At 66.6% G+C, this 24,949-nt stretch carries 22 protein-coding genes and 2 pseudogenes; 20 read left to right on the forward strand and 4 right to left on the reverse strand.

Features of this window, described 5'->3' with window-relative positions:
* Positions 1–275: 275 nt before the first annotated feature.
* Complete coding sequence (locus BSZ39_RS07100; protein WP_073716673.1) at positions 276–557, forward strand: DUF1540 domain-containing protein; 282 nt, start codon at positions 276–278, stop codon at positions 555–557.
* A gap of 3 nt (positions 558–560) precedes the next feature.
* On the opposite strand, the gene BSZ39_RS07105 is transcribed toward BSZ39_RS07100, so the two are convergent.
* Positions 561–1,298, reverse strand: coding sequence for a hypothetical protein (locus tag BSZ39_RS07105; RefSeq protein ID WP_143180419.1), 738 nt, complete (start codon positions 1,296–1,298; stop codon positions 561–563).
* A gap of 266 nt (positions 1,299–1,564) precedes the next feature.
* On the opposite strand from BSZ39_RS07105, the gene BSZ39_RS07110 reads away from it, so the two are divergent.
* The 18 genes from BSZ39_RS07110 to BSZ39_RS15005 all read left to right on the forward strand — a co-directional run bounded on the left by BSZ39_RS07110 (position 1,565) and on the right by BSZ39_RS15005 (position 21,551).
* Positions 1,565–2,269, forward strand: a complete 705-nt coding sequence (locus tag BSZ39_RS07110) for a demethylmenaquinone methyltransferase (RefSeq protein WP_073716675.1) — start codon at positions 1,565–1,567, stop codon at positions 2,267–2,269.
* Positions 2,270–2,353: 84 nt separating this feature from the next.
* Positions 2,354–3,658, forward strand: a complete 1,305-nt coding sequence (locus BSZ39_RS07115) for a geranylgeranyl reductase family protein (protein WP_425425675.1) — start codon at positions 2,354–2,356, stop codon at positions 3,656–3,658.
* A gap of 18 nt (positions 3,659–3,676) precedes the next feature.
* Complete coding sequence (locus BSZ39_RS07120; RefSeq protein WP_073716677.1) at positions 3,677–4,036, forward strand: NADH-quinone oxidoreductase subunit A; 360 nt, start codon at positions 3,677–3,679, stop codon at positions 4,034–4,036.
* 8 nt (positions 4,037–4,044) lie between these two features.
* Positions 4,045–4,599, forward strand: coding sequence for an NADH-quinone oxidoreductase subunit B (locus BSZ39_RS07125; RefSeq protein ID WP_073716678.1), 555 nt, complete (start codon positions 4,045–4,047; stop codon positions 4,597–4,599).
* Positions 4,596–5,342 (forward strand): NADH-quinone oxidoreductase subunit C, encoded by a 747-nt coding sequence (locus BSZ39_RS07130; RefSeq protein ID WP_073716679.1) that lies wholly within the window; start codon positions 4,596–4,598, stop codon positions 5,340–5,342. Before BSZ39_RS07125 ends, BSZ39_RS07130 begins: the two co-directional genes overlap by 4 nt.
* The gene (locus tag BSZ39_RS07135) at positions 5,339–6,673 is read left to right on the forward strand and encodes an NADH-quinone oxidoreductase subunit D (RefSeq protein WP_073716680.1); all 1,335 of its coding nucleotides are present in this window, start codon (positions 5,339–5,341) and stop codon (positions 6,671–6,673) included. Before BSZ39_RS07130 ends, BSZ39_RS07135 begins: the two co-directional genes overlap by 4 nt.
* A complete protein-coding gene (gene nuoE, locus BSZ39_RS07140; RefSeq protein WP_083603028.1) occupies positions 6,670–7,431 on the forward strand; it encodes an NADH-quinone oxidoreductase subunit NuoE in 762 nt (253 codons plus the stop codon). The genes BSZ39_RS07135 and nuoE overlap by 4 nt, the downstream gene beginning before the upstream one ends.
* Entirely contained in the window at positions 7,428–8,753 is a 1,326-nt protein-coding gene (gene nuoF / locus BSZ39_RS07145; protein WP_073716681.1) for an NADH-quinone oxidoreductase subunit NuoF, read from the forward strand. Before nuoE ends, nuoF begins: the two co-directional genes overlap by 4 nt.
* Positions 8,750–11,383 (forward strand): NADH-quinone oxidoreductase subunit G, encoded by a 2,634-nt coding sequence (locus BSZ39_RS07150; protein ID WP_073716682.1) that lies wholly within the window; start codon positions 8,750–8,752, stop codon positions 11,381–11,383. Before nuoF ends, BSZ39_RS07150 begins: the two co-directional genes overlap by 4 nt.
* Positions 11,380–12,738 (forward strand): NADH-quinone oxidoreductase subunit NuoH, encoded by a 1,359-nt coding sequence (nuoH, locus tag BSZ39_RS07155; protein WP_073716683.1) that lies wholly within the window; start codon positions 11,380–11,382, stop codon positions 12,736–12,738. The genes BSZ39_RS07150 and nuoH overlap by 4 nt, the downstream gene beginning before the upstream one ends.
* Before the next feature lie 49 nt (positions 12,739–12,787).
* Positions 12,788–13,414: an NADH-quinone oxidoreductase subunit NuoI gene (nuoI, locus tag BSZ39_RS07160; RefSeq protein WP_245792451.1), complete on the forward strand. Its 627-nt coding sequence runs from the start codon at positions 12,788–12,790 to the stop codon at positions 13,412–13,414.
* Positions 13,411–14,295, forward strand: a complete 885-nt coding sequence (locus BSZ39_RS07165; protein ID WP_083603030.1) for an NADH-quinone oxidoreductase subunit J — start codon at positions 13,411–13,413, stop codon at positions 14,293–14,295. The genes nuoI and BSZ39_RS07165 overlap by 4 nt, the downstream gene beginning before the upstream one ends.
* 5 nt (positions 14,296–14,300) lie before the next feature.
* Positions 14,301–14,591: an NADH-quinone oxidoreductase subunit NuoK gene (gene nuoK / locus BSZ39_RS07170; protein ID WP_425425677.1), complete on the forward strand. Its 291-nt coding sequence runs from the start codon at positions 14,301–14,303 to the stop codon at positions 14,589–14,591.
* A gap of 10 nt (positions 14,592–14,601) precedes the next feature.
* Positions 14,602–16,563 (forward strand): NADH-quinone oxidoreductase subunit L, encoded by a 1,962-nt coding sequence (gene nuoL / locus BSZ39_RS07175; protein WP_073716686.1) that lies wholly within the window; start codon positions 14,602–14,604, stop codon positions 16,561–16,563.
* A 26-nt stretch (positions 16,564–16,589) separates the two neighbouring features.
* Positions 16,590–18,122: an NADH-quinone oxidoreductase subunit M gene (locus BSZ39_RS07180; RefSeq protein ID WP_073716687.1), complete on the forward strand. Its 1,533-nt coding sequence runs from the start codon at positions 16,590–16,592 to the stop codon at positions 18,120–18,122.
* Positions 18,119–19,684: an NADH-quinone oxidoreductase subunit NuoN gene (gene nuoN / locus BSZ39_RS07185; RefSeq protein WP_073716688.1), complete on the forward strand. Its 1,566-nt coding sequence runs from the start codon at positions 18,119–18,121 to the stop codon at positions 19,682–19,684. Before BSZ39_RS07180 ends, nuoN begins: the two co-directional genes overlap by 4 nt.
* Positions 19,681–20,664, forward strand: a complete 984-nt coding sequence (locus BSZ39_RS07190; protein WP_073716689.1) for a polyprenyl synthetase family protein — start codon at positions 19,681–19,683, stop codon at positions 20,662–20,664. The genes nuoN and BSZ39_RS07190 overlap by 4 nt, the downstream gene beginning before the upstream one ends.
* Before the next feature lie 26 nt (positions 20,665–20,690).
* Positions 20,691–21,551, forward strand: coding sequence for a hypothetical protein (locus tag BSZ39_RS15005; RefSeq protein WP_425425676.1), 861 nt, complete (start codon positions 20,691–20,693; stop codon positions 21,549–21,551).
* A gap of 62 nt (positions 21,552–21,613) precedes the next feature.
* Here the strand turns inward: BSZ39_RS15005 and BSZ39_RS15010 are convergent.
* Positions 21,614–22,519, reverse strand: a pseudogene (locus BSZ39_RS15010) (sulfatase-like hydrolase/transferase); the annotation flags it as partial.
* Positions 22,512–22,577 (reverse strand): annotated as a pseudogene (locus BSZ39_RS15015) (hypothetical protein); the annotation flags it as partial. The pseudogenes BSZ39_RS15010 and BSZ39_RS15015, both read right to left, overlap by 8 nt.
* 437 nt (positions 22,578–23,014) lie before the next feature.
* Between BSZ39_RS15015 and BSZ39_RS15020 the strand changes: the two are divergent.
* Positions 23,015–23,614, forward strand: a complete 600-nt coding sequence (locus tag BSZ39_RS15020) for a hypothetical protein (protein WP_073716692.1) — start codon at positions 23,015–23,017, stop codon at positions 23,612–23,614.
* A gap of 164 nt (positions 23,615–23,778) precedes the next feature.
* Here the strand turns inward: BSZ39_RS15020 and rarD are convergent, their stop codons facing one another.
* Positions 23,779–24,711 carry an EamA family transporter RarD gene (gene rarD / locus BSZ39_RS07210; RefSeq protein ID WP_222842892.1) on the reverse strand — a complete coding sequence of 311 codons (933 nt, stop codon included), beginning with the start codon at positions 24,709–24,711 and terminating at the stop codon, positions 23,779–23,781.
* Positions 24,712–24,949 lie beyond the last annotated feature (238 nt).

Here is a 24,949-nt window from a genome sequence, read left to right on the forward strand (position 1 = left end):
GGTTAAAGTCCACTCATCATCAGGGACCTCGATGCTTATCCCCAACACCCCTGCCCGATCGGCGTGCCCACACTCAACTCTGAAGAGCCGGTAAACCTTTCCTTACCGCAAGAATCCAAGTCCTATTCCCTCAATAGAGATTTATGCTCTTTTGGTGTTTAAAAAATGCTAATGTTTTTTTATTCTAGTTAGGTTCGACTTGCTAGAAATCCCGTGATTATGGGCATTATGATGGGTAATGTCCAATAGACAAGCCGTTCGAAAAGGGGCACATCATGGCTACTCTTACCAAGGTCTCCGCGTGTGCGGCGACATCCTGCGCTTTCAATAACAATGGCTGCACCGCGCCGGCCATTACCGTCGGTGGCGAATCTGGCTCCGCCACCTGCGCCACGCTCATCACTCTCGACGCCCGTGGCGGGCTCCCCGTCGCTGACGGCCAGGTCGGCGCCTGCCAGCGCCTGGAGTGCAAGCACAACACCGATCTCATGTGCGCGATCGACGCCGTCGACATGGTCGGCGACACCGCACAGTGCGCCAGCTACGAAGTCGAGTAACTCCTAGTCATTCGCGCGGGGCGTGGTCGAATTATCGGCCGCGTCCCGCGTTGGCATATGCACGAAAGCGGGGGAGCGCTTAAGCAGCCCTGCGATGGCGGCATCGAGCTCCTCGCTCGTTACAGCGAGATCGTTGAACGGGGCGAACACGACGGTTGACACCTCGCCGCTCACCCGCATGAGCGTGAGACCGGTGATATCGAGATCGACAATGAAGACGCGGGCTTCGATGTGCTCGCAGCCGCCGATGCCGGTCATCCGCGATAGCACCGCGCCGGGAAGGTAGTCATGGGTGACACCCGAGTACAGGAGCATCCGGTCGATCTCGGGCAGCTGGGCGGCGAGTTGGAACCCGTAATCGTCGACGTAGCTGTAGGCGTGAGGGCCCTGAGCGAACGCGGCGAGTTCGGCTGCGTCGAGCGACGTCACGCCCTCACCTGAGCGAAGTAGGTAGGACTCGGCGTACACGATGCCGATCCGGGCACCGGCAAGCTGCGCGATCTCATCGATCGTCCCCGGAAGTGCGCCCTCATGGCGAAGCTGTGACACATCCTCGTGCGAAAGCCAGCGCAACTCAGCAAGAAAATGCATGCTCGCGGAGATGATCGACACGTCGGTCTCGGGCGCGTACTTCGTGATGTCCATCCGGACCTCGAGGGGGCCGGCGGTGGCGATGATTGGATCGGGTCCGGCGGTGCCCGCAGCAAATGTCGCGACGACTAGGTCGCCGTCGGCGGTCAAGCCGTGAGCGAAGGAGCTCAAGGCAGGCTGTCCAGGCAACCGGTACGCGACCAGCGCAGGGACCCCCGAACCGGCAAGCATGCGGTGTGCCATCGATGTCGCGCGTTGTGACAGCGGGAGGGTGGTGTCCGTGCACTCGGGCAGCTGCGGCATAATATTCCTTCGCTTGGTTGACCCAGGTAAGGCTAACCTATTCTGCGTTTATGCAACAGTAGCGTGCCGTAATCCGGAACGTGGTGGGGCGGGCGCCGTGAGACGATTTACCCATGACCCGTGCCGAACTCGATAAGAACCCCACCGATGTCGCCGCGATGTTCGATGATGTCGCCTCCCGCTACGACATCACCAACGATTTGCTCTCCGTGTTCCAAGACCGGATCTGGCGCGTCGCGACCCGCACCGCCGTCGGCGCGCGCCCCGGCGACACGGTCCTCGACCTCGCCGCAGGCACCGGCACGTCGACGGAGGAGTGGGCCGACCGCGGCATCGACGTCGTCGCCTGCGATTTTTCCCAGGGCATGCTCGCCGTCGGGAAGAACCGTCGCCCCGATATCCCGTTCATCGCCGGAGATGCCATGGCCCTGCCGTTCGCCTCGGATACGTTCGACGCCGTGACGATCTCCTTCGGGCTGCGCAACGTGGCAAAGACCGACGTCGCCCTATCCGAGCTGTACCGCGTGACCAAGCCCGGCGGGCGAATCGTCATTTGCGAATTCTCCACCCCGACGTTCGTGCCGCTGCGCGAGGCCTACTCCTTCTATCTCGGCACGGTCATGCCCGCGGTCGCGCGCGCCTTTTCCTCCAACACCCCGGCCTACGCCTATCTCATGGAGTCCATCCTCGATTGGCCGGCCCAACGTGACCTCGCTCGCATCATGCACGACGCGGGGTGGCGCGGAGTGAAGTGGCGCAACCTCTCCGGCGGCATTGTGGCGCTCCATCGCGCGCATAAAGTGCTGCCGGTCACTTAGGGTTGCCTAGCAAGAGGATTTGATGGGTGGTTTGTAGACTTTAAGCCACGTGTGCGTTGAGCCCATCCAGGCGCACCGTGTCGATTGGGAGCTGAAGCAGTGGAGTGGAAAACCTCGGGCGATGCTGATGTCATCGTTGTCGGAGCCGGGCCCGCCGGCAGCTCTACCGCACACTATTTGGCCCAGCTCGGCCACCGCGTCCTCGTCCTAGAAAAAGCCGAATTCCCCCGCGACAAAGTCTGTGGCGATGGCCTGACCCCGGGCGCCGTGCGCGAACTCCTCCTCATGGGCATGCCGATGGACCCGGCCGACGGTTGGATGCGCAACAAGGGACTGCGCGTCGTCGGCGGCGGGCACACCATCCACCTGCCGTGGCCCGAGACGACGACGTACCCGAACTACGGCATGGCCAAGGCTCGCACCGGCCTCGACGAAGCCCTCATCCGCCACGCCCAGGCCTCCGGCGCGACCCTCATCGAAAACACGACGGTCACCGAACCCATCCAGCTGCGCTCTGGCCGTATCGTCGGCGTGAAGGTGCGCACGAAGAACCCCGACGGGTCACGCGGCGAAGAACGCGAATACCGCGCCCCGATCGTCGTCGACGCCGGGGGAGTGGCCGCTCGCATCGCGACCCGCATGGGGATCGAAAAGCGCGACGACCGCCCCATGGGTGTCGCTGTGCGCACCTACTTCAAGACGCCGCGGCATAACGATGAGTGGATGGAATCCCAGCTCGAGCTGTGGGACGGCCCGCGCGAGGCCTCCAACCTCCTGCCCGGCTACGGCTGGATCTTCGCGCTCGGCGACGGCACCGCCAACGTCGGCCTCGGCTCCGTCTCCTCGACCGCGAAGGCCACCAAGCTCGACTACCGCGAGATCTTCCGCGCCTGGATGAAAAATGCCCCCGAATCGTGGGAGTTCACGGAAGAAAACCAGCTCGGCCCGCTCAAGAGCGCCGCGCTGCCGATGGCCTACAACCGCAAACCCCACTACCACCAGGGCCTCATCCTCGTCGGCGACGCCGGCGGCATGGTCTCGCCGTTCAACGGCGAAGGCATCACCTACGCCCTGAAGGCCGGCCGGATCGCGGCCGACGTCATTACCCAGGCCCTCGCGCGCACGAGCGCGTATGGTCATGAAAAGGCCCTGCGCGCCTACCCGGCCGCCATGGCCGCAGAACACGGCGGGTACTTCTCCCTCGGAAAGGTCTTCGTCAAGCTCATCGAAAACCCCGATGTGATGCGATTGTGCACGAAGTACGGCCTACCCCGCCCCACGCTCATGCGATTCGTCCATAAACTGTTATCGGACGGGTACGAACATCGAGGTGGCGATAGCATGGATCGCTTGATTGCCACCCTGGCCCGCATCGTTCCCGCGTCGTGATCGGATAAGAGAGACACCATGAACCCATACGTCCCTATCCTGGTGATGATGGCTGTCGCCGCCGCGATGGCCCTCGGCGGCCTGGCCGCCTCTGCCGTGATCGGCCCGAAGAAATACAACCGGGTCAAGGTGGCGAACTACGAATGTGGCGTGTCGCCGACGCCCCGCGCGGCCGACGCTGGCCGCTTCCAGATCAAGTACTACTTGATCGCGATGACCTTCATCATCTTCGACATCGAAGTGGTGTTTCTCTACCCGTGGGCGGTCGCCTTCGACCAGCTCGGCCTCTTCGGCCTGGGCGCCATGCTCACGTTTATTTTCTTGATCACGGTGCCGTTCATCTACGAATGGCGTCGCGGCGGACTGGAATGGGACTGAGGTAAAGCATGGGTATTGAAGAAAAAGCCCCAGCCGGCTTCATGCTGACAAGCGTGGAGAAGATCGTCGGGCTGGCGCGTAAATCGTCCGTCTGGCCCGTCACGATGGGCCTGGCCTGCTGCGCGATCGAGATGATGGCGACGGGTACCCCGCGCTACGACATCTCCCGCTTCGGCATGGAAGTCTTCCGCGCCTCCCCGCGCCACGCCGACCTCATGATTGTCTCCGGGCGCCTGTCCCACAAGATGGCCCCCATCATCCGTAACGTCTACGACTCGATGCCCGAACCCAAATGGGTGATCTCGATGGGTGTGTGTGCCTCCTCGGGCGGCATGTTCAACAACTACGCGATCGTCCAGGGCTGTGACCACGTCGTGCCCGTCGACATTTATCTGCCCGGCTGCCCACCACGCCCCGAGATGCTCCTGCACGCCATTTTGGAACTGCACGAGCAGATCAAGAACACCCCGCTCGGTGTGAACCGGGAGGCCGCCGCCCGCGCCGCCGAGGCCGCTGCCCTGCGCGCCACCCCGATGCATGAGCTGAAGGGAGAGTACGCGTGAGCGACGACATGACCACCAGTGACAACCCCGCGACCGACGGTCAGATCGCCTCGGGCCCGGAATCGGCCCGGCGCCAGCTGCCCATCGTCGATAAGCGCACCGGCATGTTCGGTGTCTCTGGCTCCGGCGACACCACCGGCTTCGGTGGCCTCGTGCGCGAGGTCCGGATGCCCGGCGCCTCCACCCCGCCCTACGGCTCCTGGTTCGACGAAGCCATCGAGGTCCTGCGCGAACTGCTCGTCACCGACGGCGTGAACCCCGACGATGTCATCGAGACTGTCGTCGTCGACCGCGGCGAACTGACGCTCTACATCGAGCGCTCGCACATCGGCCGCGTCGCCCGCCACCTGCGCGATGACCAGGACCTGCGCTTCGAGCTGTGCCTCGGCGTCTCCGGCGTGCACTACCCGCACGAAGAAGGCCGCGAGCTGCACGCCGTCTACCACCTGCTATCGATCACGCACGGCGGCCGCCTCATCCGCCTCGAGGTCACGTGCCCCGACGCCGATCCGCACATCCCGTCGATCGTCGATATCTACCCCGGCAACGACTGGCAGGAACGCGAAACCTGGGACTTCTTCGGCATCGTCTTCGACGGCCACCCCGCGCTGTCGCGCTCCCACATGCCCGACGACTGGGTCGGACACCCGCAGCGTAAGGACTACCCCCTCGGCGGCATCCCCGTGGAATACAAGGGCGCCACCGTCCCGCCGGCAGATACTCGGAGGTCGTACAACTCATGAGCGTGCACGCCACCCGTCCCGCATCCGAGGACGCTACCCTCTCCGAATACACCGCCTCCGGCGGCGACTGGGACGACATCGCAGCCGAAGCCGAGCGCGTCGGCGAAGAGCGCATCGTCGTCAACATGGGCCCGGTCCACCCCTCCACGCACGGCGTGTTGCGCCTCATCCTCGACATCGAGGGCGAGACCGTCAAGGAAATCCGTGTCGGCACCGGCTACCTGCATACCGGTATCGAAAAGAACATGGAGTTCCGCACCTGGACGCAGGGCGTGACCTTCTGTACCCGCATGGACTACGTCGCGCCGCTGCACAACGAGCTCGGCTACGTCCTCGCGGTCGAAAAACTTTTAGGGATCACCGACGAGATCCCCGAGCGCGCCCAGGTCATCCGCGTCATGATGTCGGAACTCAACCGGATCGCCTCCCACCTCGTCGCCATCGGCACCGGCGGTAACGAAATGGGCGGCACGACGGTCATGACGATCGGCTTCCGCGGCCGCGAGGAAATCCTGCGGATCTTCGAACGTATCACGGGCCTGCGCATGAACCACGCGTACTTCCGGCCCGGTGGCGTCGCCCAGGACCTGCCCCCGGGCACGACGGAATACATCCGCGAACTGCTGCCCAAGGTCCGCCGCGACATCGGCGAGCTGCACGACCTGCTCGCCGCGAACCCGATCTTCAAGCTGCGTATGCAAAAGGTCGGCTACATCTCGATCGCGGGCGCGCTCGCGCTCTCGCTGACCGGACCGTGCCTGCGCGCCGCCGGCCTGCCGCTCGATATGCGTAAACTCCAGCCCTACTGCGGCTACGAGACCTACGAGTTCGACGTCCCGACCCGCACCTACTCCGATCCGTACAACCGGACGATGGTGCGCTTCGACGAGTGCTACCAGTCGCTGCGGATCGTCATGCAGTGCCTCGATCGCCTCGAAGCCTCCGAGGGCGAGCCCATCATGGTCGCCGACAAGAAGATCGCCTGGCCCGCCCAGCTGTCGATCGGCTCCGATGGCCAGGGCAACTCCCTGTCGCACATCAAGCAGATCATGAGCGAATCGATGGAATCGCTCATCCACCACTTCAAGATCGTGACCGAAGGCTTCCGCGTCCCCGCCGGCCAGGCCTACTCCCTGACCGAACACGCGAAGGGCGTCATGGGCGTGCACGCCGTCTCCGATGGCGGCAACCGGCCCTACCGGGTGCACTTCCGCGACCCCAGCTACGCCAACCTGCAATCATCCGCCATGATGGTCGAAGGCGGTATGGTCGCTGACATCGTCGTCACCATGGCATCCCTCGACCCGGTGCTGGGAGGAGTTGACCGGTGACTGATTCGAACTACCCCGAAGAGGTCTACGCGAACCTGCGCGCCGAATGCGAGCAGATCGTGGCGCGCTACCCGCAGGCCCGCAGTGCGCTGGGCCCGATGCTGCACCTCATCCAGTCCTACGACGGCTACGTCTCCCCGCGCGGCGTCGCCATGTGCGCCGAGGTCCTCGGTATCACCCGCGCTGAGGTGAGCGCCGTCGCGACGTTCTACTCGCAGTACCGCCGCCGCCCGAACGGCGAATACAACGTCGGCGTGTGCACCAACGCGCTGTGTGCGGTCCTGGGTGGCGACATCATCTACGAAACGCTGAGCGAAGAACTCGGCGTCGGCCACACCGAGACCACCGAAGACGGCAAGATCACGCTCGAAGCCCTCGAATGCAACGCGGCGTGCGATTACGCCCCCGTCGTCATGGTCAACTGGGAGTTTTTCGACAACCAGACGCCGGCCTCCGCGATGAGAATCGTCAACGACATCCGCGACGGCAAGCCGGTGCGCCCCACCCGCGGCCCCGAAACCGTCGGCACTTTCAAGGAGATCTCGCGCGTGCTCGCGGGCTTCGAAGACGGCCGCGCCGCAGAGGGCGTCGCCGCCGGTGAAGCGAGCCTGCTCGGGCTTAAGCTCGCCCGCGAACGCGACTGGACCGCCCCGCGCGAAGACGAATCCGGCGCCGCCGATCCGCAGGCCGGCACCGAGAACGTCGGAGAATACGGATCCAGCGCTGACCACGACGGCCGTGAAGGAGACGCCAAATGAGCCTCACCACGCCAGGCACCCTCACCCCGGTGTTGACCGACCGGTGGGATAAGGACGCGCCCTACACCCTGTCCAGCTACCGCGACAACGGCGGCTACCAGGCCTGGGACAAGGCCCTGTCGATGAGCCCCGAGGACGTCGTCGCCCAGATCAAGGACTCCGGCCTACGCGGTCGCGGCGGCGCCGGCTTCCCGACCGGCCTGAAGTGGTCCTTCCTGCCCCCGCCCGACGGCGGACCGCGCTACCTCGTCGTCAACGCCGACGAGTCCGAGCCTGGCACGTGCAAGGACATCCCGCTCATGATGGCCGACCCGCACGTCCTCATCGAGGGCGTCGCGATCACCTCCTACGCCATCGGCTGCACGCACGCGTTCATCTACCTGCGCGGCGAGGTCGTCCACGTCTACCGCCGCCTGCTCGCGGCCGTGCGCGAGGCGAAGGAAGCCGGCCTACTCGGCGAGGGCCTCGGCCCCCGCGGCGATTACAACCTCGAGGTCACCGTCCACGCCGGTGCGGGCGCCTACATCTGCGGTGAGGAAACCGCGCTGCTCGACTCCCTCGAGGGCCTGCGCGGCCAGCCGCGCCTGAAGCCCCCGTTCCCGGCGGTTGCGGGCCTGTACGCCCGCCCGACCGTCGTCAACAACGTCGAGTCCATCGCCTCCGTTCCGGGCATCATCAACCACGGCAACGACTGGTTCAAGGCCATGGGCACCGAAAAGAGCGCCGGCCACGGCATCTTCTCCGTCTCCGGCCACGTCAAGAACCCGGGCCAGTTCGAGGCACCGTTTGGCATCACGATGCGTGAACTCATCGAGATGTGTGGCGGCATGCGCGATGGCCACCGCCTGAAGTTCTGGACTCCGGGCGGATCCTCGACGCCGATCTTCACCGAAGAGCACCTCGACGTGCCGCTCGACTACGAGGCCGTCGGCGCCGCGGGCTCCATGCTCGGCACGCGCGCCCTGCAGGTCTTCGACGAGACGACCTCCGTCGTGCGCGTCGTGCGTGGCTGGACGGAGTTCTACCAGCACGAATCCTGCGGCAAGTGCACGCCGTGCCGCGAAGGCACGTTCTGGATGCGCCAGATCATGCTGCGCCTGGAGGCCGGCAAGGGACAGCCCGGTGACGTCGAGCTGCTCGACGAGATCGCCGGCAATATCCTCGGCCGCTCCTTCTGCGCGCTCGGCGACGCCTCCGCGTCCCCGATCCAGTCGGGCATCAAGTACTTCCGCGAGGAGTTCGAAGCGGGGCTCACGACGCCCGCGCGCGAACTGTTCCCCTACGAGAAAACCGCCGTCTTTAGTGAGGCAGGCCTGCGATGACGACGACGACACCGAAACCGGGCAGTGAAGCCGTCGAGCTGATCACTGCCACCATCGACGGCGTGACCGTCGAGGTGCCTAAGGGCACGCTCATCATTCGTGCCGCCGAGAAGGCCGGCATCCACATCCCGCGCTTTTGCGACCATCCGCTGCTCAAGCCCGCGGGCGCGTGCCGCCAGTGCCTCGTCGACGTCGCCATGCCCGACCGCGAAGGCAACGTCCGCCCCATGCCGAAGCCCCAGGCCTCCTGCACCATGGAGATCACGCCCGGCATGGAGGTCAAGACGCAACACACCTCCGAGGTCGCTGACAAGGCCCAGCACGGCATCATGGAGTTCCTCCTGATCAACCACCCGCTGGACTGCCCCGTGTGCGATAAGGGGGGCGAATGCCCCCTGCAGAACCAGGCGATGAGCAACGGCCGCGCGACGAGCCGCTTCATCGACATCAAGCGCACGTTCCCGAAGCCGATCCGCGTCTCGACCGAGGTGCTCCTCGACCGCGACCGCTGCATCCTGTGCCAGCGCTGCACCCGCTTCTCCGCCCAGATCGCCGGTGACCCGTTCATCGCGCTGCAGGGCCGCGGCGGCGGCAGCCCCTCGATGGAGGTCCACGGCCTGCACGGTTCGCAGATCGGCACCTTCGACGAGGACATCCTCGACTTCGCCGACACCGCCGACACCGACCCGTTCGTCATCGCCCCCGACCTGTCCGGTCCGGGCGGCACGCCGGGCCTGACCGCAGGCCTGGCTGCCGGTCCCGTCGGTGCCGCCGAGCGCGACGAATCGGGCCGCACGTTCGCGTCCTACTTCTCGGGCAACACGATCCAGATCTGCCCCGTCGGCGCCCTGACAAGCGCGACCTACCGGTTCCGCTCCCGCCCGTTCGACCTCATCTCGACCGAATCCGTCGCCGAACACGACTCCTCCGGCGCCGCGATCCGCGTCGACACCCGCCACGGCAACGTCATGCGTCGCCTGTCGGGCAACGACCCCGAGGTCAACGAAGAGTGGATCACCGACAAGGACCGCTTCGCGTTCCCGTGGCAGGATGCGCCGGACCGGCTCACCCAGCCGATGGTCCGCGACGAGGAGACCGGCGAGCTCGTCGCCACCTCCTGGTCCGAAGCCCTCGCCGTGGCCGCCGACGGACTGAAGTCGGCCATGGAGCGTGGGGGAGTGGCCGCCCTGCCCGGTGGCCGCCTCACCGTCGAAGACGCCTACGCGTGGTCCAAATTCACGCGCCTCGTGCTGAAGACGAACGACGTCGACTACCGCTCGCGCGCCCACAGCGCGGAGGAAGCCTCCTTCCTCGCCGCGCACGTCGCGGGCGCTGGGCTCGGCGTGACCTTCCGCGACCTCGAATACGCGCCCGAGGTCTTCCTCGTCGCGTTCGAGAGCGAAGAAGAAGCCGGCAACGTCTTTTTGCGCCTGCGCAAGGGCGTCCTCGCCGGTCGCGTCCACGTCTCAACGCTCGCCCCCTACCTCACACGCGGCTCCAAGAAGCTCGGCGCCGACCTCGTCTCCGCCGCTCCCGGCACCGAGACCGAGGTACTCGCCGCGATCCGCGACGGTAGCCAGCACGAGAACCTCAACGCTCTTGCGGGACGGCTGTCCGCCGACGGCGCCATCATCGCCGTGGGCGAGCGCGCCGCGCAGGTGCCCGGCCTGCTGAGCGAGGTCGTCGCCCTCGCCGAGCGCACCGGCGCCCGCCTCACCTGGATCCCGCGCCGCGCCGGGGAGCGTGCCGCGCTGCTGGCCGGCCTGCTGCCGAACCTGCTGCCCGCGGGCCGCGGCGCCGCCGATGCGGAAGCCCGCGTCGACGTCGCAAGCGTCTGGGGCGCGAGCGAGGTCCCGTCCGCCCAGGGCCGCGACCTCACGCAGATCCTGCTCGACCTCGCGACGGGCGAACTGCCCGCAGCCGTCGTCGGCGGCATCGACCTCGTCGATATGCCGGACCCGGTCCTCGCTGAACGCGCACTGCACCAGGCGTTCGTCGTCCAGCTGGAAGTTCGCCGCTCGGCGATCACGCCGGCCTCGCAGGTCATCTTGCCGGTCGCGCCGCCCGTCGATAAGGCTGGAACCTTCCTCAACTGGGAAGGCCGCTACCGCCCGTTCGGCCAGGTGCGCCCGTCCTACCTCACCTCCGACCGCGAGGTCCTTTTCGACCTCGCCAAGGAATTCGGCATCGACCTCGGCGTCGCCACCCTCGGCGATGTCCACAGCGAACTGACCGAGCTGCTCGACTGGTCCGGCGCCAAGCCCGATTTCGCGCGCGTGTCAGCGACCGACGTCCCGCATGCCTCCGGCAACGAGGCGGCCCTCGCGACGTGGAAGATGATGCTCGACGCGGGCCGCATGCAAGATTGCGAAGGCCACCTGGCCGGCACCGCGCAGCGCGCCGTTGTCCGCATCGCCGCAGAATTCGCCGCCGAACTCGGCGTTCGTAACGACGACCTCATCACGGTCAGCGGCCCGGCGGGCTCCGTCACGCTGCCCGTCGCCGTCACCGACATGCCCCATCACGTCGTGTGGCTGCCGCAGAACTCCGCTGGCTGCTCGGTCTACACAGACCTGGGCGCCGGAGCCGGCGACATCGTGACCTTGGAAGCTAAGGAGGCTCTCTCATGAGCGGTGTAACGCTCGCGCTCCCCTTCAACGCGCATCCGGTCGCGGACATCAGCAACGACCCGTGGTGGATCGCCCTCATCAAGGCCGTCTTCATCCTCGTCTTCCTGCTGCTGTCCGTCCTGATGGCGCTGTGGGTCGAGCGTCGCGGCCTCGGCCGGATGCAGACCCGCCCGGGCCCGAACGTCCACGGCCCCTTCGGCCTGTTCCAGGCCATCGGTGACGCCCTCAAGCTGGTCTTGAAAGAAGACTTCATGCTCAAGGGCGCGGACAAGATCCTGTACTTGCTCGCCCCCTTCATCGCGGCGTTCACGGCGTTCATGGTCTATGCCGTGATCCCGTTCGGCCCCGAAGCTAACGTCTTCGGGGTGACGACGCCGCTGCAGCTGACCGATATCCCGGTCGCCGTGCTGTTCATCCTCGCGGTCACCGCGTTCGGCGTGTACGGCATTGTCCTTGGCGGCTGGTCGTCGAACTCGACCTACCCGCTGCTGGGCGCCGTCCGTTCCTCCGCGCAGGTCATCTCCTATGAACTCGCGATGGGCCTGTCGCTCGTCTCCGTGTTCCTCGTGTCCGGGTCGATGTCGACATCCCAGATCGTGCACGCCCAGTCGCAACTGTGGTGGGCGCTCGCGCTCATCCCGGCGTTCATCGTCTACCTCATCTCGATGGTCGGCGAAGTCAACCGCCTGCCGTTCGACCTGCCCGAAGCCGAAGGCGAGCTCGTCGCAGGCCACATGGTCGAATACTCGTCGATGAAATTCGCGTGGTTCTTCCTCGCCGAATACATCAACATGTTCAACGTCTCCGGCGTCGCCGTCACCCTGTTCCTGGGCGGCTGGCGCGCCCCGTGGCCGCTGTCGGCCATCGGCGACGGCATGCTGAACACCGGATGGTGGCCGATGCTCTGGTTCATCATCAAGGTCTGGATGGTCATGTTCTTCATGATCTGGCTGCGCGGTACGCTCGTGCGTTTCCGCTACGACCAGTTCATGAAGCTCGGCTGGAAGGTCCTCATCCCCGTCGCGCTCGCGTGGGTTGTCATGGTCGCCGTCGTTCAGGGCGTGCGCTGCTTCACCGACCTGCCCCTGACCACGCTGCTCATGGCGATCGGCGGCGTCTTCGCCATCGTCATGGTGGTCCTGCTACTCATTCCAGAAAAGAAGAAGCCGGAAGCCCTCACCGAGGACGGCTACGAACTGACCGACGGCGTCGTCACCGATGCCGACGAGCCATTCGACGCCTTCGCTGGTGGCTTCCCCGTGCCGCCGCTGCCGGGTCAAAAACTGCCAGACTCGCCGCGGGCCCGCCGCCGGCAAGCTGAAGCCGCCGTGGTCGAGGAGGAAGCTGATGTCTAAGGACATGGACCGTTCCGAAAACCGCGGGGAGGTGACCCGCCACGAACCCATGAGGTTCGCCCCTGACGAGAAGGGTGCCCTCGGAAAGTTCTTCGCCCCGATCGCAGGATTCGGCGTGACCATCACGTCGATGTTCAAGCCGGTCGTGACCGAACAGTACCCGTTCGAAAAGGTCCCGACCCAGCCGCGCTATCACGGCCGTCACCAACTCAACCGGTACGACGATGGCCTGGAAAAGTGCATCGGCTGCGAACTGTGCGCGTGGTCCTGCCCCGCCGACGCGATCCTCGTCGAGGCTGGCTCCAACTCCACCGACGGCCAGTACTCGCCCGGCGAACGCTACGGCCGCGTCTACCAGATCAACTACCTGCGCTGCATCTTCTGCGGCTTGTGCATCGAGGCGTGCCCCACCCGCGCGCTCACGATGACCAACGAGTACGAGCTCGCCGGACCGACCCGCGAGGGCCTGATCTACGAAAAGCAGGATCTGCTCGCCCCGCTCGAGGCCGGCATGCTCGCAGCTCCCCACCCGATGGTGGCCGACACGACCGACACCAGCTACTACCGCGGTGAGGTAACCGGCCCGACGCAAGAGCAGATCGACTGGGTGCGGGCGAACCGCCCCGACGATCCCACCCTCGCGAACGTCTCGGCCGTCGACAAGGAGCAGAAATGAATCCCATGATGCTGCCGCTAGCGGCCGGTGAGCCCGTCATCGGCACCGGCGAGACCGTCCTGTTTTGGATCATGGCGCCGCTCATGGTCTTCTTCGCGCTCGGCCTGATCTTCGCTAAGAAAGCCGTCTACGCGGCCGTGTCCGTCGTCTTCGTCATGGTGTGCCTCGCGTTCATGTACACCGCCCTGGAGGCGCCCTTCCTCGGGATCGCCCAGGTCGTCGTCTACACCGGCGCGATCATGATGCTGTTCCTTTTCGTCCTTATGCTCGTCGGCGTCGACTCCTCCGACTCCCTCATCGAGACGATCAAGAACCAGCGCTGGGTCTCCGCCGTCGCGGCCCTCGGGCTGATCATCGTCCTGTCGGGCGCGATCGGCTGGGCCACCTTCGGTGAGCCCGCCGGGCTCGAAGCCGCAAACGCGCAGACGAACCCTGTCGGCGTCGCCGAGGTCATCTTCGGCAAGCATGTCTTCGCGATGGAGCTCACCGGCGCGCTGCTCATTACTGCCGCCCTCGGCGCCCTCACGCTCACGCACCGCGACCGGCTGCACCGCGCCATCACCCAGCGCGACGTCGCCGACGCCAAGATGCGTGCCTGGGCCCGCGGCGATGGCCGCATCGCCCAGCTGCCGATGCCGGGCGTCTACGCCCGCCACAACGCGGCCGACGTGCCCGCGCTCGCCGCGGATGGCTCGCCCATCAACGCGTCGGTCCCGAAGGTCCTGCGCGTGCGCGGCCAGCAGCGCGAGATCGGCGAATTCGCGCTCGATCCCGCGGCGCACGCCGGCGACACTGTCCCGCAGTCGGGCCTCGCCAACATGCCCGGTGCGCCCAAGCCCGAACTGCCCGCCGCGATGACGGATGAGGAGGGTGCCAAGTGAGCATCATGAACTACCTCGTGCTGTCGGGAATCCTCTTCTCGATCGGCGCTATCACCGTCCTCGTACGGCGTAACGCCATCATCGCGTTCATGGGCGTCGAGCTCATGCTCAACGCGACGAACCTGGCGCTCGTTGCCTTCTCTCGCATGCACGGCGGACTCGACGGCCAGGTCATGGCGTTCTTCGTCATGGTCGTCGCCGCCGCCGAAGTCGTCATCGGGTTGGCCATCATCGTGTCCATCTTTAGAACCCGCAGGTCCGCATCGGTCGACGATGTCTCCCTGCTGAAGCACTGAGGAGCGCCCCATGTCACTGTTCGCCTCTCAGTTACCACTCGCCGCCGCGCCCATCGGCGCCACCGAGGCCACCGGCCCGGCATCGCTGGCATGGCTGCTCATCGCCATCCCGCTGGTGAGCTTCATCGCGCTCATGCTGGCCGGACGCGCCTCCGATAAGTGGGGCCACTGGCTCGGCGTCGCCGCCTCCTGGGCATCCTTCATCATCGGCGCACTCATCTTGTTCCAGCTCTTCGGCCTCGACGCCGATGCGCGCTCCATCGTGCTGCCGCTGTATGACTGGATGCCGAGCCTGGCCGACGGGGGATCGATCGGGCTGCTGCTCGACCCGCTCTCGCTCACGTTCGTCATGCTCGTGACGTTCGTCGGCTCCCTCATCCACGTCTACGCCGTGGCCTACATGGAGCACGACCCGGACCGCCGCCGGTTCTTCGCCTACCTCAACCTGTTCATCGCCGCGATGCTCACGCTCGTGCTCGCCGATTCCTACCTCCTGCTGTTCGTCGGCTGGGAAGGCGTCGGCCTCGCGTCCTACCTGCTCATCGGCTTCTGGAACCAGGTCCCCGAGTACGCGACCGCCGCGAAGAAGGCCTTCGTCATGAACCGCGTCGGCGACGCCGGCCTGCTGCTCGCCATGGGAGCGATGTTCGCCGCCCTCGGCACCGTGAACTACGCCGGCGCCTTCGACGCCGCGGGCTCCGCCTCCAGCACGTGGCTGACGGTCATCGGCATCCTGCTGCTCGTCGGCGCATGCGGTAAGTCCGCGCAGTTCCCGCTACAGGCCTGGCTCGGGGACGCGATGGCTGGCCCGACGCCGGTCTCCGCCCTCATCCACGCCGCGACGATGGTCACCGCCGGTGTCTACCTCGTCATCCGCTCCGGCGCGATCTACGCAGGCGCCCCGACGGCCCAGCTGCTCGTCGCCATCATCGGCGCGATCACCCTCCTGTTCGGTGCGATCGTCGGCTGTGCCAAGGACGACATGAAGAAGGTGCTTGCGGCCTCCACCATGAGCCAGATCGGCTACATGATGCTCGCCGCCGGGCTTGGCCCGATCGGTGCCGCGTTCGCGATCTTCCACCTGCTGACGCACGGCTTCTTCAAGGCGCAGATGTTCCTCGGTGCCGGCTCCGTCATGCACGGCATGGACGACCAGGTCGACATGCGTCGTTTCGGCGGACTCGCGCCCTACATGAAGATCACGTGGATTACGTTCGCCATCGGCTGGCTCGCCATCCTCGGCGTCCCCCCGTTCGCGGGCTTCTTCTCCAAGGACAAGATCATCGAAGCGGCGTTCGTCGGCGACGGGATCCAGCCCTGGATCTTCGGCCTCGTCGCCCTCTTGGGTGCCGGCATCACCGCGTTCTACATGTCGCGCCTGTTCTTCATGGTCTTCCATGGCGAGAAGCGCTGGGCCAAGACGCGCACCGGCGAGGACATGCATCCGCATGAATCCCCGGCGCTCATGACGGTCCCGATGATCGTGCTCTCGGTCTTCTCGATCGGACTCGGCCTTGCGCTCACCTACGTGTGGGACTTCACCGCCTGGCTCGCACCCGTCACTGGCGATGTCGCCCACCACGACCCCGTCCTGCCGATCCCCGTCATCGTGGGGGCGACGCTCGGTGTCGTCATCATCGGGGTGGCCCTCGCCTACGTGTTCTTCGTCCGCGGCCAGGTCGCGACCACGCCGCCGGAGTCGAACGCACTCGTGCGCGCCGCCCGGGCGGACCTGCACCAGGACGCCATCAACCAGGCTGTGTTCATGGCCCCGTCCCAGATGCTGACCCGAGGAGTGGCCGAAGCCGACCAGCTCGCGATCGACGGCGCCGTCATGGGTGCTGCCCGCGGCACCGGCTCGCTCGGCCGCTGGATCGGCAAACTCCACAACGGCTATGTCCGCTCCTACGCGGCCATCACGGTGCTCGGCGTCATTGTGGCGCTCGTCGTCGTGCTGGCTTCACGGATCTGACCGGGAAAGGAAAAGGAGAAAACTAGATGGAATCCTTCCCCTGGTTAACGGTTCTGATCGCGCTGCCCGCGCTCGCCGCCCTCGGCCTCGCGCTCGTGCGCGTCCCAGATAAGACAGCGAAGATGGTGGCCCTGGGCGTCTCGATCGTCGAGATCCTCATCGCCATCGTCGCCGCCGCGAGCTTCGGCTTCGCGAACGCGGCCAGCGTGCAGCTGACCGAGCTCTACCCGTGGATCCCGCAGCTCGGCGTGTCTTGGGCGCTCGGCGTCAACGGTCTTGCACTCGTGATGATCCTGCTCGCCGTGGCCCTCGTGCCGCTCGCCATCCTCGCCTACCGGCCCACCGTGGCCGTCGACGGGGAAGAGCGGGGGAGCGAAGCCGGCTACGTTGCGCTCATCTTGCTACTCGAAGCCTTCATGGTGGCGATCTTCGCCGCCCGCGACGTGTTCTTGTTCTACGTCGTCTTCGAAGCGATGCTCATCCCCGTCTACTTCCTCGTGGGACGCTTCGGCGGCGCCAAGCGCCGCGCGGCAGCGATCAAGTTCCTGCTGTATTCGCTCGCTGGTGGCCTCATCATGCTCGTCGGCATCATCGCGATCTACGGCTACGGACCGGGCGGGCGACAGGGCTTCCTCATCGATACGCTCGCTGGCGTCCCGATGCCCGCGGGCGTCGAGATGGCGATCTTCTTATCCTTCTTCATCGCCTTCGCAATCAAGGCGCCGATGGTTCCCGTCCACACGTGGCTGCCCGACACCGCCGAACAGGCGCCCGCCGGCACCTCGGTGCTGCTCGTCGGCATCCTCGATAAGGTCGGCACCTTCGGCATGATCATGCTCTGCCTGCCGCTGTTCCCGAACGCCAGCGCTAAGGCCGCGCCCGTCATCGTCATCCTCGCGGTCATCTCCATCATTTGGGGCGGCCTCATGGCGGTCGCCGAACGCGACCTGCTGCGACTCGTGTCCTACACGTCCGTCTCGCACTTCGGGTTCATCGTCATGGGTATCTTCATCGGTTCTGCGGTCGCGATGACCGGGTCGATGGTCTACATGGTCGCGCACGGCATCACGACGGCCGGCATGTTCTTCATCGTCGACTTCCTTGGCCGACGCGGCGGCACCGTCGAGATCCCCGCCTACCGCGGCATGCAGCGCACGACGCCGGTCCTTGCGGGCCTGTTCCTCGTGACCGGCCTCGCGTCGATCGCCCTGCCTGGCCTTTCCGGGTTCGTGCCCGAGTACATGGTCCTTATGGGCTCCTTCGGCGCGAACGTGTGGGCCGCGAGCTTCGCGGTGCTCGGCGTCATCATCGCCGCGCTGTACGTGTTGCTGCCCTACCAGCGCGTCTTTACCGGGCCGCGCCAGGAAGACGCGCTCGTCTCGCGCGCCGACCTGGACGGCAACGAAAAGACCGTCATGGCCCCGCTCATCGCCGCCATGGTGATCCTCGGTGTCGTGCCCTCGCTCGTGATCAACGCGGTCGCTCCGGTGGCCGACGAGTACACGATCCAGACGGACGCGACGATTTCTGCCCAGCTCTTCGATAGGAGCGCGAAGTGAGTCAGTTTGCCGCCCCCGCCATTGCTTGGGGAGCTCTCACCCCGATTCTCATCGTGTTCGGCGCTGCCGTCATTGGCGTGCTCGTCGAAGCCTTCGTCCCGCGGGGGCCGCGCCGCACCATCCAGTGCGTGATCGCGCTGTTCGCGGTCGCCGTGGCGCTCGTCGCCGTCGTGTGGCGCTGGACGATCGCCGCGCACTTCGGCTCGACGTCGGTGCTGAACGGCTCCCTGCAGGAAGATCCCTTCTCGCTCGGCGCGCAGGGCATTCTGCTCGTCGTCACGCTGTTCGCGCTCCTGATGATCGCCGATCGCACGAGCCTCGGAGATGGTGCCTTCGCCGCCTCCGGCGCGACGCGCCCCGGCAGCGTCGAAGAAGAGGACTACACGCGCGCGGGCTTCGCGCAGACCGAGGTCTTCCCGCTCATGCTGTTCTCCCTTGGCGGCATGCTAGTCTTCCCGGCGACGGCCGACATGGTGACGCTGTTCATCGCGCTGGAAGTGTTGTCGCTGCCGCTGTACATCCTGTGTGGCCTCGCGCGTCGTCGCCGCTTGCTAAGCCAGGAAGCCTCGCTGAAGTACTTCCTGCTCGGCGCCTTCTCCTCGGCGTTCATGCTGTTCGGCATCGCGCTCGTCTACGGTTTCTCCGGCTCGTTCCGCTTCGCCGAGATCGCCGAGGCGGTCGTGCTCGTCGCGGGCAAGGACACGCTCCTGCTCGCCGGCTGCGTGCTGATCCTCGTCGGCCTGCTGTTCAAGGTCGGTGCGGCCCCGTTCCACACGTGGACCCCTGACGTCTACCAGGGCGCGCCGACGCCGATCACCGGCTTCATGGCCGCCTCCACGAAGCTCGCCGCCTTCGCCGCGCTGCTGCGCTTTTGGTACACCATCGCCTACCAGATGCAGTGGGACCTCAACGGCCCCATGCTCGGCGCGGCCGTGCTCACGATGCTCATCGGTACCGTCCTCGGTATCGTCCAAAACGACATCAAGCGCATGCTCGCCTACTCCTCGATCGCGCACGTGGGCTTCCTGCTCCTCGGCGTCGTCTCGCTGACGCAGCAGGCCCTCGGCGGCACGCTGTTCTACCTCCTCGCCTACGGCCTGGCGACCGTCGGTGCCTTCGGCATCGTCTCGCTCGTGCGCGAGGTGGACTCCGATGGCAACATCACCTCCGAGGCGACGAGCCTCGAGCAGTGGGCGGGCCTTGGCAAGCGGCACCCGCTGCTCGCCGCCGCGATGGTGATCTTCCTGCTGTCGTTTGCCGGCATTCCGCTCACGAGCGGGTTCATCGGTAAGTTCGTCGTCTTCTCGGCGGCCGTCAGCGGTGGCCTCGCCTGGGCCGTCGTGATCGCCGTCATCGCCTCGGCCGCGACCGCGTTCTTCTACGTCCGTCTCATCGTCCTGATGTACCTGACGGATGCGAAGGATGAGCGCACCGTGGCCGTCGACACCGAGGGCCCGACGTCGATCGCGATCGCGCTGTGCGCCGCCGCGACCTTCGTCCTTGGCATCGTGCCCGGCCCGGCGCTGAACATGGCCAACCATGCGAGCCTGCTACTGCCGTGACCGATGATCTGAGCTTCGACGCATTAGCGCCCGACCTGGAATCGGTCGAGGCGCGGCTCCGCGACGCCACCTCGCATGAGGAGCGAGCCATTGATGCGCAAACCTCGCACCTGGCGAAGGCCGGCGGCAAGCGGATGCGTCCGCTGCTCGTGCTGCTGGCCGCTCGCCTGGGCGATGGCGTCAACGAAGAGGTCGAAAAGGCCGCCGTCGGCGTCGAACTGACGCACCTGGCGACGCTCTACCACGACGACGTCATGGACTCGGCGGCGCTGCGACGCGGAGCCCCAGCCGCCCACGAGGTGTGGGGCAATACGGCCGCGATCCTCACCGGCGACCTGCTGTTCGCGCGTGCGTCGCAGATCGTTGCCGGCCTCGGCGCTGACGCGGTGCGGATCCACGCAGACACCTTCGAGCGGCTGTGCCTCGGCCAGCTGCACGAGACCCTCGGGCCTGACGAGGGCGCGGACGCCGTCGCGCACTATATCGACGTGCTCGCGGACAAGACGGGATCGCTCATCGCGACCTCGGCGCGCTACGGCGCGATGTTCGCCGGCGCCCCGGAAGAGCAGATCGAGGTCCTGGAGCGCTACGGCGAGAAGGTGGGCGTAGCCTTCCAGCTCGCCGACGACGTCATCGACCTCGCCTCCGATTCGGACACCACCGGCAAGACGCCCGGCACGGACCTGCGCGAGGGCGTCGACACGATGCCGATCCTGCTGCTCAAGCAGCGCAAGGCCGCTGGCAGCCTCGATGCGGACGGCGAGGAGATCCTCGCGGCACTGGACTCCGACCTCACCTCCGATGCGGCCCTCGAAGCCGTCGTCGCGCGGCTGCGGGCCCATTCCGTCGTCGACGAGGCACGCGATCTCGCGCGCTCCTGGGCCGATGATGCGGTGCGGGAGCTCGACGACCTGCCCGATTCCCCCGTGAAGCGAGCACTGGCCGAGTTCGCGGTGCTGCTTGTTAACCGAATGGCATAACCGCGGCGATCGGGATCTATCGCGCCGTGCGTCGGGCCGAAGAGGGCTTCGCCGACGACGGCATGAACCGCCGCGAGGTGGCCGCGGCCGGCGTCGACGTCCTGCTCGAGCAGCTCGCTGCTGCGGGCTTTGATAGCTATGCGCCGTTCATGTGGCAGGCGCTGCCCGCGGCGGTCATGACGCGCGAGGCGCACGTCGAGGGCCTGCCGCGCCGCGAGCACGAGCCCGGCGTACTCGGCCATGCACTCGGTCTGACGCGCGACAACATGAGCGAGCTCGACACGTGGATGGACGCCGCCGAAGAGCTGTTAGAGCTCGCCGACAAGATCCGCAGCCTCGCCGCCAATATCTCGCGCGACCTGACCGAGGGGGCGGTGAGCGAACAGATGCTGCAGGCGTTCGCGGCGCACGGCCCGCAAACGGCGATGCTTGCGGAGCCGCTGCGGCTGTGGATCCAGATGCAGCCGATCGTCTCCTCGGCGCTCACGACGATGGTGGCGACGCTGAACTCGCTCGCCGAAAACCCGGCGCGCACCCGCTTCCAGATCGCGCTGCGCGACGGCATGCACCAGATGCGTGCGAGCGTCGCCGAAAACCGGACGCTGAGCGCGGCGAGCGCGGAGTCTGTCAGCAAAACGACGTATGCGCTCGATGTGCCGCATCAGGTGCTGCAGAGGTTTACGGCGTCGATCGTCGGCGTCGACCTGCCGCCGGAGCTGGCCGAGCACGTGCGCACGGTCACGGCCGCTGGGCTAGGCGCTAGCGTGCACCGACGTAACGCCGCACCCAGCTGGCCTCCGTCTGGACCTGCCGGCCCGCCACGAGCGCATCGCCGTCGACCCCGTCGGGCACGTCGACGACGGTCACGCCCAGCACCGTGGGCATGAGGTCGCGTAGCTCCGCGAGCGCGTCGATGCGGCCAGGCTTGCCCCCAGCCCTCGCGCAGCCGCGGCGGGACGTAGGCGAGCAGCGGGATATGCGCCGAGCCCTCGTAGGCGACGGACTTTCGGTACATGTCGTGGTCGCCCATCATGTCGCCGTGGTCGGAGACGAACAGGATGACGGTGTTGTCCGCAAGCTGGTGGTCGATGAGCGCCGCACGCAGGCGGTTCAGCTGCAGGTCGATGAACTCGATCGAGCCGTAATAGGCCGCCTTCGCCGTCTGATGCGTCGAATCCTTATGCGAGCCGAACTGCGACTCGGAGGCATCGTCGACGCGATGCTCGGCAAAATCTGCGACCCAGGCCCCGACGGGGCGCGGCGCGAAGGACCGGCCGTGGTACTTATCCCACAGCCAGGCCGGCGGATCGAGCGGCGCATGCGGCCGGTGGAAGGACAGGTAGAGGAAGAACGGCCACGTCGGGTCGCGCCGCTCAAGGAAGCGCAGCGACTCGTCGGCCACGCAGCGCGTCGGATGCAGGCGTTCGTCGCGGTCGAAGGGCCGCGCCGTGATCGCGTTACAGCCGAGCGCGGTGTCGTGATAGTCGGCGCGCGGATTGCCGGTTTCGCGCCGCAGGAATTCGACATAATCGTTAACGACGGGAGACGCGCCGCCATGAGGACGGCGTGCGGCGTGGAGGAACCCGTCGTGCAGGAGCGCATCGTCGAGGCCGCAGCGGGCGCGCTCGGGGTAGACGTGCGTCTTGCCGACGCCGAACGTCTGATAGCCCGCATCGCGCAGCGTCGACGGTAGCGTCACCGGGTAGGCCGCGGGAAAGTCGATGCCCTCGCGGTAGCCGTAGCACCCGTGCAGGCGCGGGGATTTGCCGGTGAGCATCGCGACGCGCGCCGGGGATGCACGTCGGGGTCGCCGAGTAGGCACGCGTGAAGTGGTAGCCCTCGCGGGCGAGGTCATCGAGGTCGGGGGTGTCGATGTCGTCGTTTCCGGCGGCTCCCATGGCATCGAAGCGCATTTGGTCGACGCAGAACACGACGATATTGGGGCGGGCTGCCGCGGGGGTGGCGGAGGGGTGTTCACGCTGTCCATTATCGTCGACGGGGTGCCGCGGCGAATCGTGGCCGTCGGCGGTGAACGTGTCATCGGCGGCCGCGAACAGGTCGGGCGCGCTCGCGTCGCGGTAGCCCGGGTGCGGGTCATTGCCATGCGGGTCAGAGCCGCCGGGGCCTGAGTTTCCGGGGCCGGAGCGGCCGGGGCCGGAACCGTCGGGACCTGATGGCCCGTCGTCCGGGGGCGGCTGCTTTTCCGACTTGCGGGCGAGGCGCACGAGCGCATCGAGTTCGCGCGTCGCCTCGCCGGGCACCGGTTCGCGCTTGCGGGTTTCATCCGCAAGATGATGTTCGATTCGCGGGCGAGCGCCCGGCGGACGACCTCGGCATAGATGCCGGGCAGGTGGCCGCGGATGTCATAGCCGCGCACGGGATCGCCGTCGAAGACGAGGAAGCGCTTGCGGTGGGAGAGTTCCTTGAGCCTTTCGTCCTGCTCGGCGCGGATGCGGGCGCCTTGCAGGTCGATGCTGTCCTTGATCTCGCGGCAGCGCCCTTTGACCGCCGATGGGATAAAACCGCGGCCTTCCTCGATGAGCTGCTCGAGGATCGGGCCCTGCTGTTCTTCGGTGAGGAACGGCCAGATCTCGTCGGCGGTGAGACAAATCGTGTCTGCGTTCGGCTCGGAGATCGCGCCGGCCGCGAGGGCGGACAGGACCTCGGGGTAGCGGGCGGGACGGCGTACGCGTTTGACTGCGCGGTCCGCGAGTTTCGTCGAAATCCGGCGGGTTTCGGTGATGATCTGCGAGGTGGTGCTGCCGCGCTGGCCGCGTCGGGAGGTATCGACGTGGGCGACGAGGTTCGTCGTCGCGACCCCCAGGTGCGTGGTGGCGCGCTCGAGGCTACGGAGCACAGCGATGGCGTCGTCGCGCTTCTTCGCGACGAACCCTGCGGCGCTTGCCCGCTCGGCGAGGTCATGGAGTCGTTCGACTTCGGCTGGCGATAGCGCAGTGAGCTCACGTGGCTGCGGTGCGTCGGGCGCCGCGGCCGCCTGGGCGTCGTCACCGGGGGTCGCTGCCATCGCCGTGCCTCCTTTCGATCCGAGTGGGGATCTTCAGTGAACCGCGGCGGCAGCGATCGCGCTAGGGGCAGGCGGCGTCCTGTGGATAACTAGCTGCTCGGGTGCGCGCGCGGCTGGGGCCGGCGTCGGGCAGAGCGCAGGGAATCGACGATGAGCAAGGCGATCGCGATCCAGACGAGGACGAATCCGGCGAGCCGCTCTGGCGGGAGCGGCTCGGAAAAAACGAGGACGCCGATCGCCATCTGCATCGCGGGTGCGAGGTATTGCAGGAGTCCAAGCGCGGCGAGGGGGAGCCGGCTCGCGGCGCCCGCGAAGATCATGAGGACGATCGCGGTCAGCGGCCCGGAGCCGATCAGCAGGGCGAGCGTGACGGGCTCGGCGATCGATGCGGTGATGGCCCCAGTCCACGCGAGGACGATGAGGTAGCCGGCCGCGACGGGCAGGATAGCGGCGGTCTCGACGGCCATGCCCGGCAGTGGGCCCGCCTTCGGGCCGACCTGCTTTTTCACCAGCGAGTACAGGCCGAAGCTCGCGGCCAGGCCGAGCGCGATATAGGGCACCTCGCCGTAGGCGATGACGAGTACCGCGACGGCGAGCGCACCGAAGATGATCGCCGCCCACTGCAGCGGGCGCAGGCGTTCTTTCAAGACGAGGACCGCGAGCAAGACGGTGACGATCGGGTTGATGAAATAGCCGAGAGCCGCATCGAGCGTGCGGCCCGTCGTCACCCCGAAGACGTAGACCGTCCAGTTCGCGGCGACGAGATAGCCGGCGAGCGAGAGCAGGCCCGCGGTTTTGCGGTCGCGCATGAGGGCGCGGAAGGAATCCCACCGGCCCAGCAGCGGCAGCGCGATGAGGCAAAAGACGAGACCCCACAGTGCACGATGCGCGACGATCTCGAACGTGCCGATCGACGAGAGCAGCGCAAAGTACAGCGGGAAGAGCCCCCAGCTGAGGTACGCGGTAAGGCCCAGCGTCAGACCGGTGCGATCGATCGGCTCGGTGGGGGCGGGTGTGGTCACTCGCACAGTATCTCCCGTCGGCATCGCTGCTGTCGCATGCGTCCGGAATCCGCACGATCATGCACCTATCGTCGACCTATAGACATTAGCTATGCGGATCTAAAGTAAAACTAGCGCGAGTTCATTGCTTTGTGCGGGTCAAATCCGGCTCTTCAGAGTTGAGTGTGGGTTGATGCGTCCAGGCCGCCAGTGATGAGGAGCATTCGTAGCCGGTAGTTCTCGAGGTTGCGGAATCCGC

Source organism: Bowdeniella nasicola, from assembly GCF_001907295.1.
Taxonomy (GTDB): domain Bacteria; phylum Actinomycetota; class Actinomycetes; order Actinomycetales; family Actinomycetaceae; genus Bowdeniella; species Bowdeniella nasicola.

Bases quoted from the DNA above. Each gene is read 5' to 3' on its own strand.
- BSZ39_RS07110 (WP_073716675.1), top strand. From the start codon at position 1,565: ATGACCCGTGCCGAACTCGATAAGAACCCCACCGATGTCGCCGCGATG.
- BSZ39_RS07125 (WP_073716678.1), top strand. From the start codon at position 4,045: ATGGGTATTGAAGAAAAAGCCCCAGCCGGCTTCATGCTGACAAGCGTG.
- nuoI (WP_245792451.1), top strand. From the start codon at position 12,788: ATGAGGTTCGCCCCTGACGAGAAGGGTGCCCTCGGAAAGTTCTTCGCC.
- BSZ39_RS07165 (WP_083603030.1), top strand. From the start codon at position 13,411: ATGAATCCCATGATGCTGCCGCTAGCGGCCGGTGAGCCCGTCATCGGC.
- nuoF (WP_073716681.1), top strand. From the start codon at position 7,428: ATGAGCCTCACCACGCCAGGCACCCTCACCCCGGTGTTGACCGACCGG.
- nuoK (WP_425425677.1), top strand. From the start codon at position 14,301: ATGAACTACCTCGTGCTGTCGGGAATCCTCTTCTCGATCGGCGCTATC.
- nuoH (WP_073716683.1), top strand. From the start codon at position 11,380: ATGAGCGGTGTAACGCTCGCGCTCCCCTTCAACGCGCATCCGGTCGCG.
- BSZ39_RS07135 (WP_073716680.1), top strand. From the start codon at position 5,339: ATGAGCGTGCACGCCACCCGTCCCGCATCCGAGGACGCTACCCTCTCC.
- BSZ39_RS07120 (WP_073716677.1), top strand. From the start codon at position 3,677: ATGAACCCATACGTCCCTATCCTGGTGATGATGGCTGTCGCCGCCGCG.
- BSZ39_RS07150 (WP_073716682.1), top strand. From the start codon at position 8,750: ATGACGACGACGACACCGAAACCGGGCAGTGAAGCCGTCGAGCTGATC.
- nuoL (WP_073716686.1), top strand. From the start codon at position 14,602: ATGTCACTGTTCGCCTCTCAGTTACCACTCGCCGCCGCGCCCATCGGC.
- BSZ39_RS07100 (WP_073716673.1), top strand. From the start codon at position 276: ATGGCTACTCTTACCAAGGTCTCCGCGTGTGCGGCGACATCCTGCGCT.
- BSZ39_RS07180 (WP_073716687.1), top strand. From the start codon at position 16,590: ATGGAATCCTTCCCCTGGTTAACGGTTCTGATCGCGCTGCCCGCGCTC.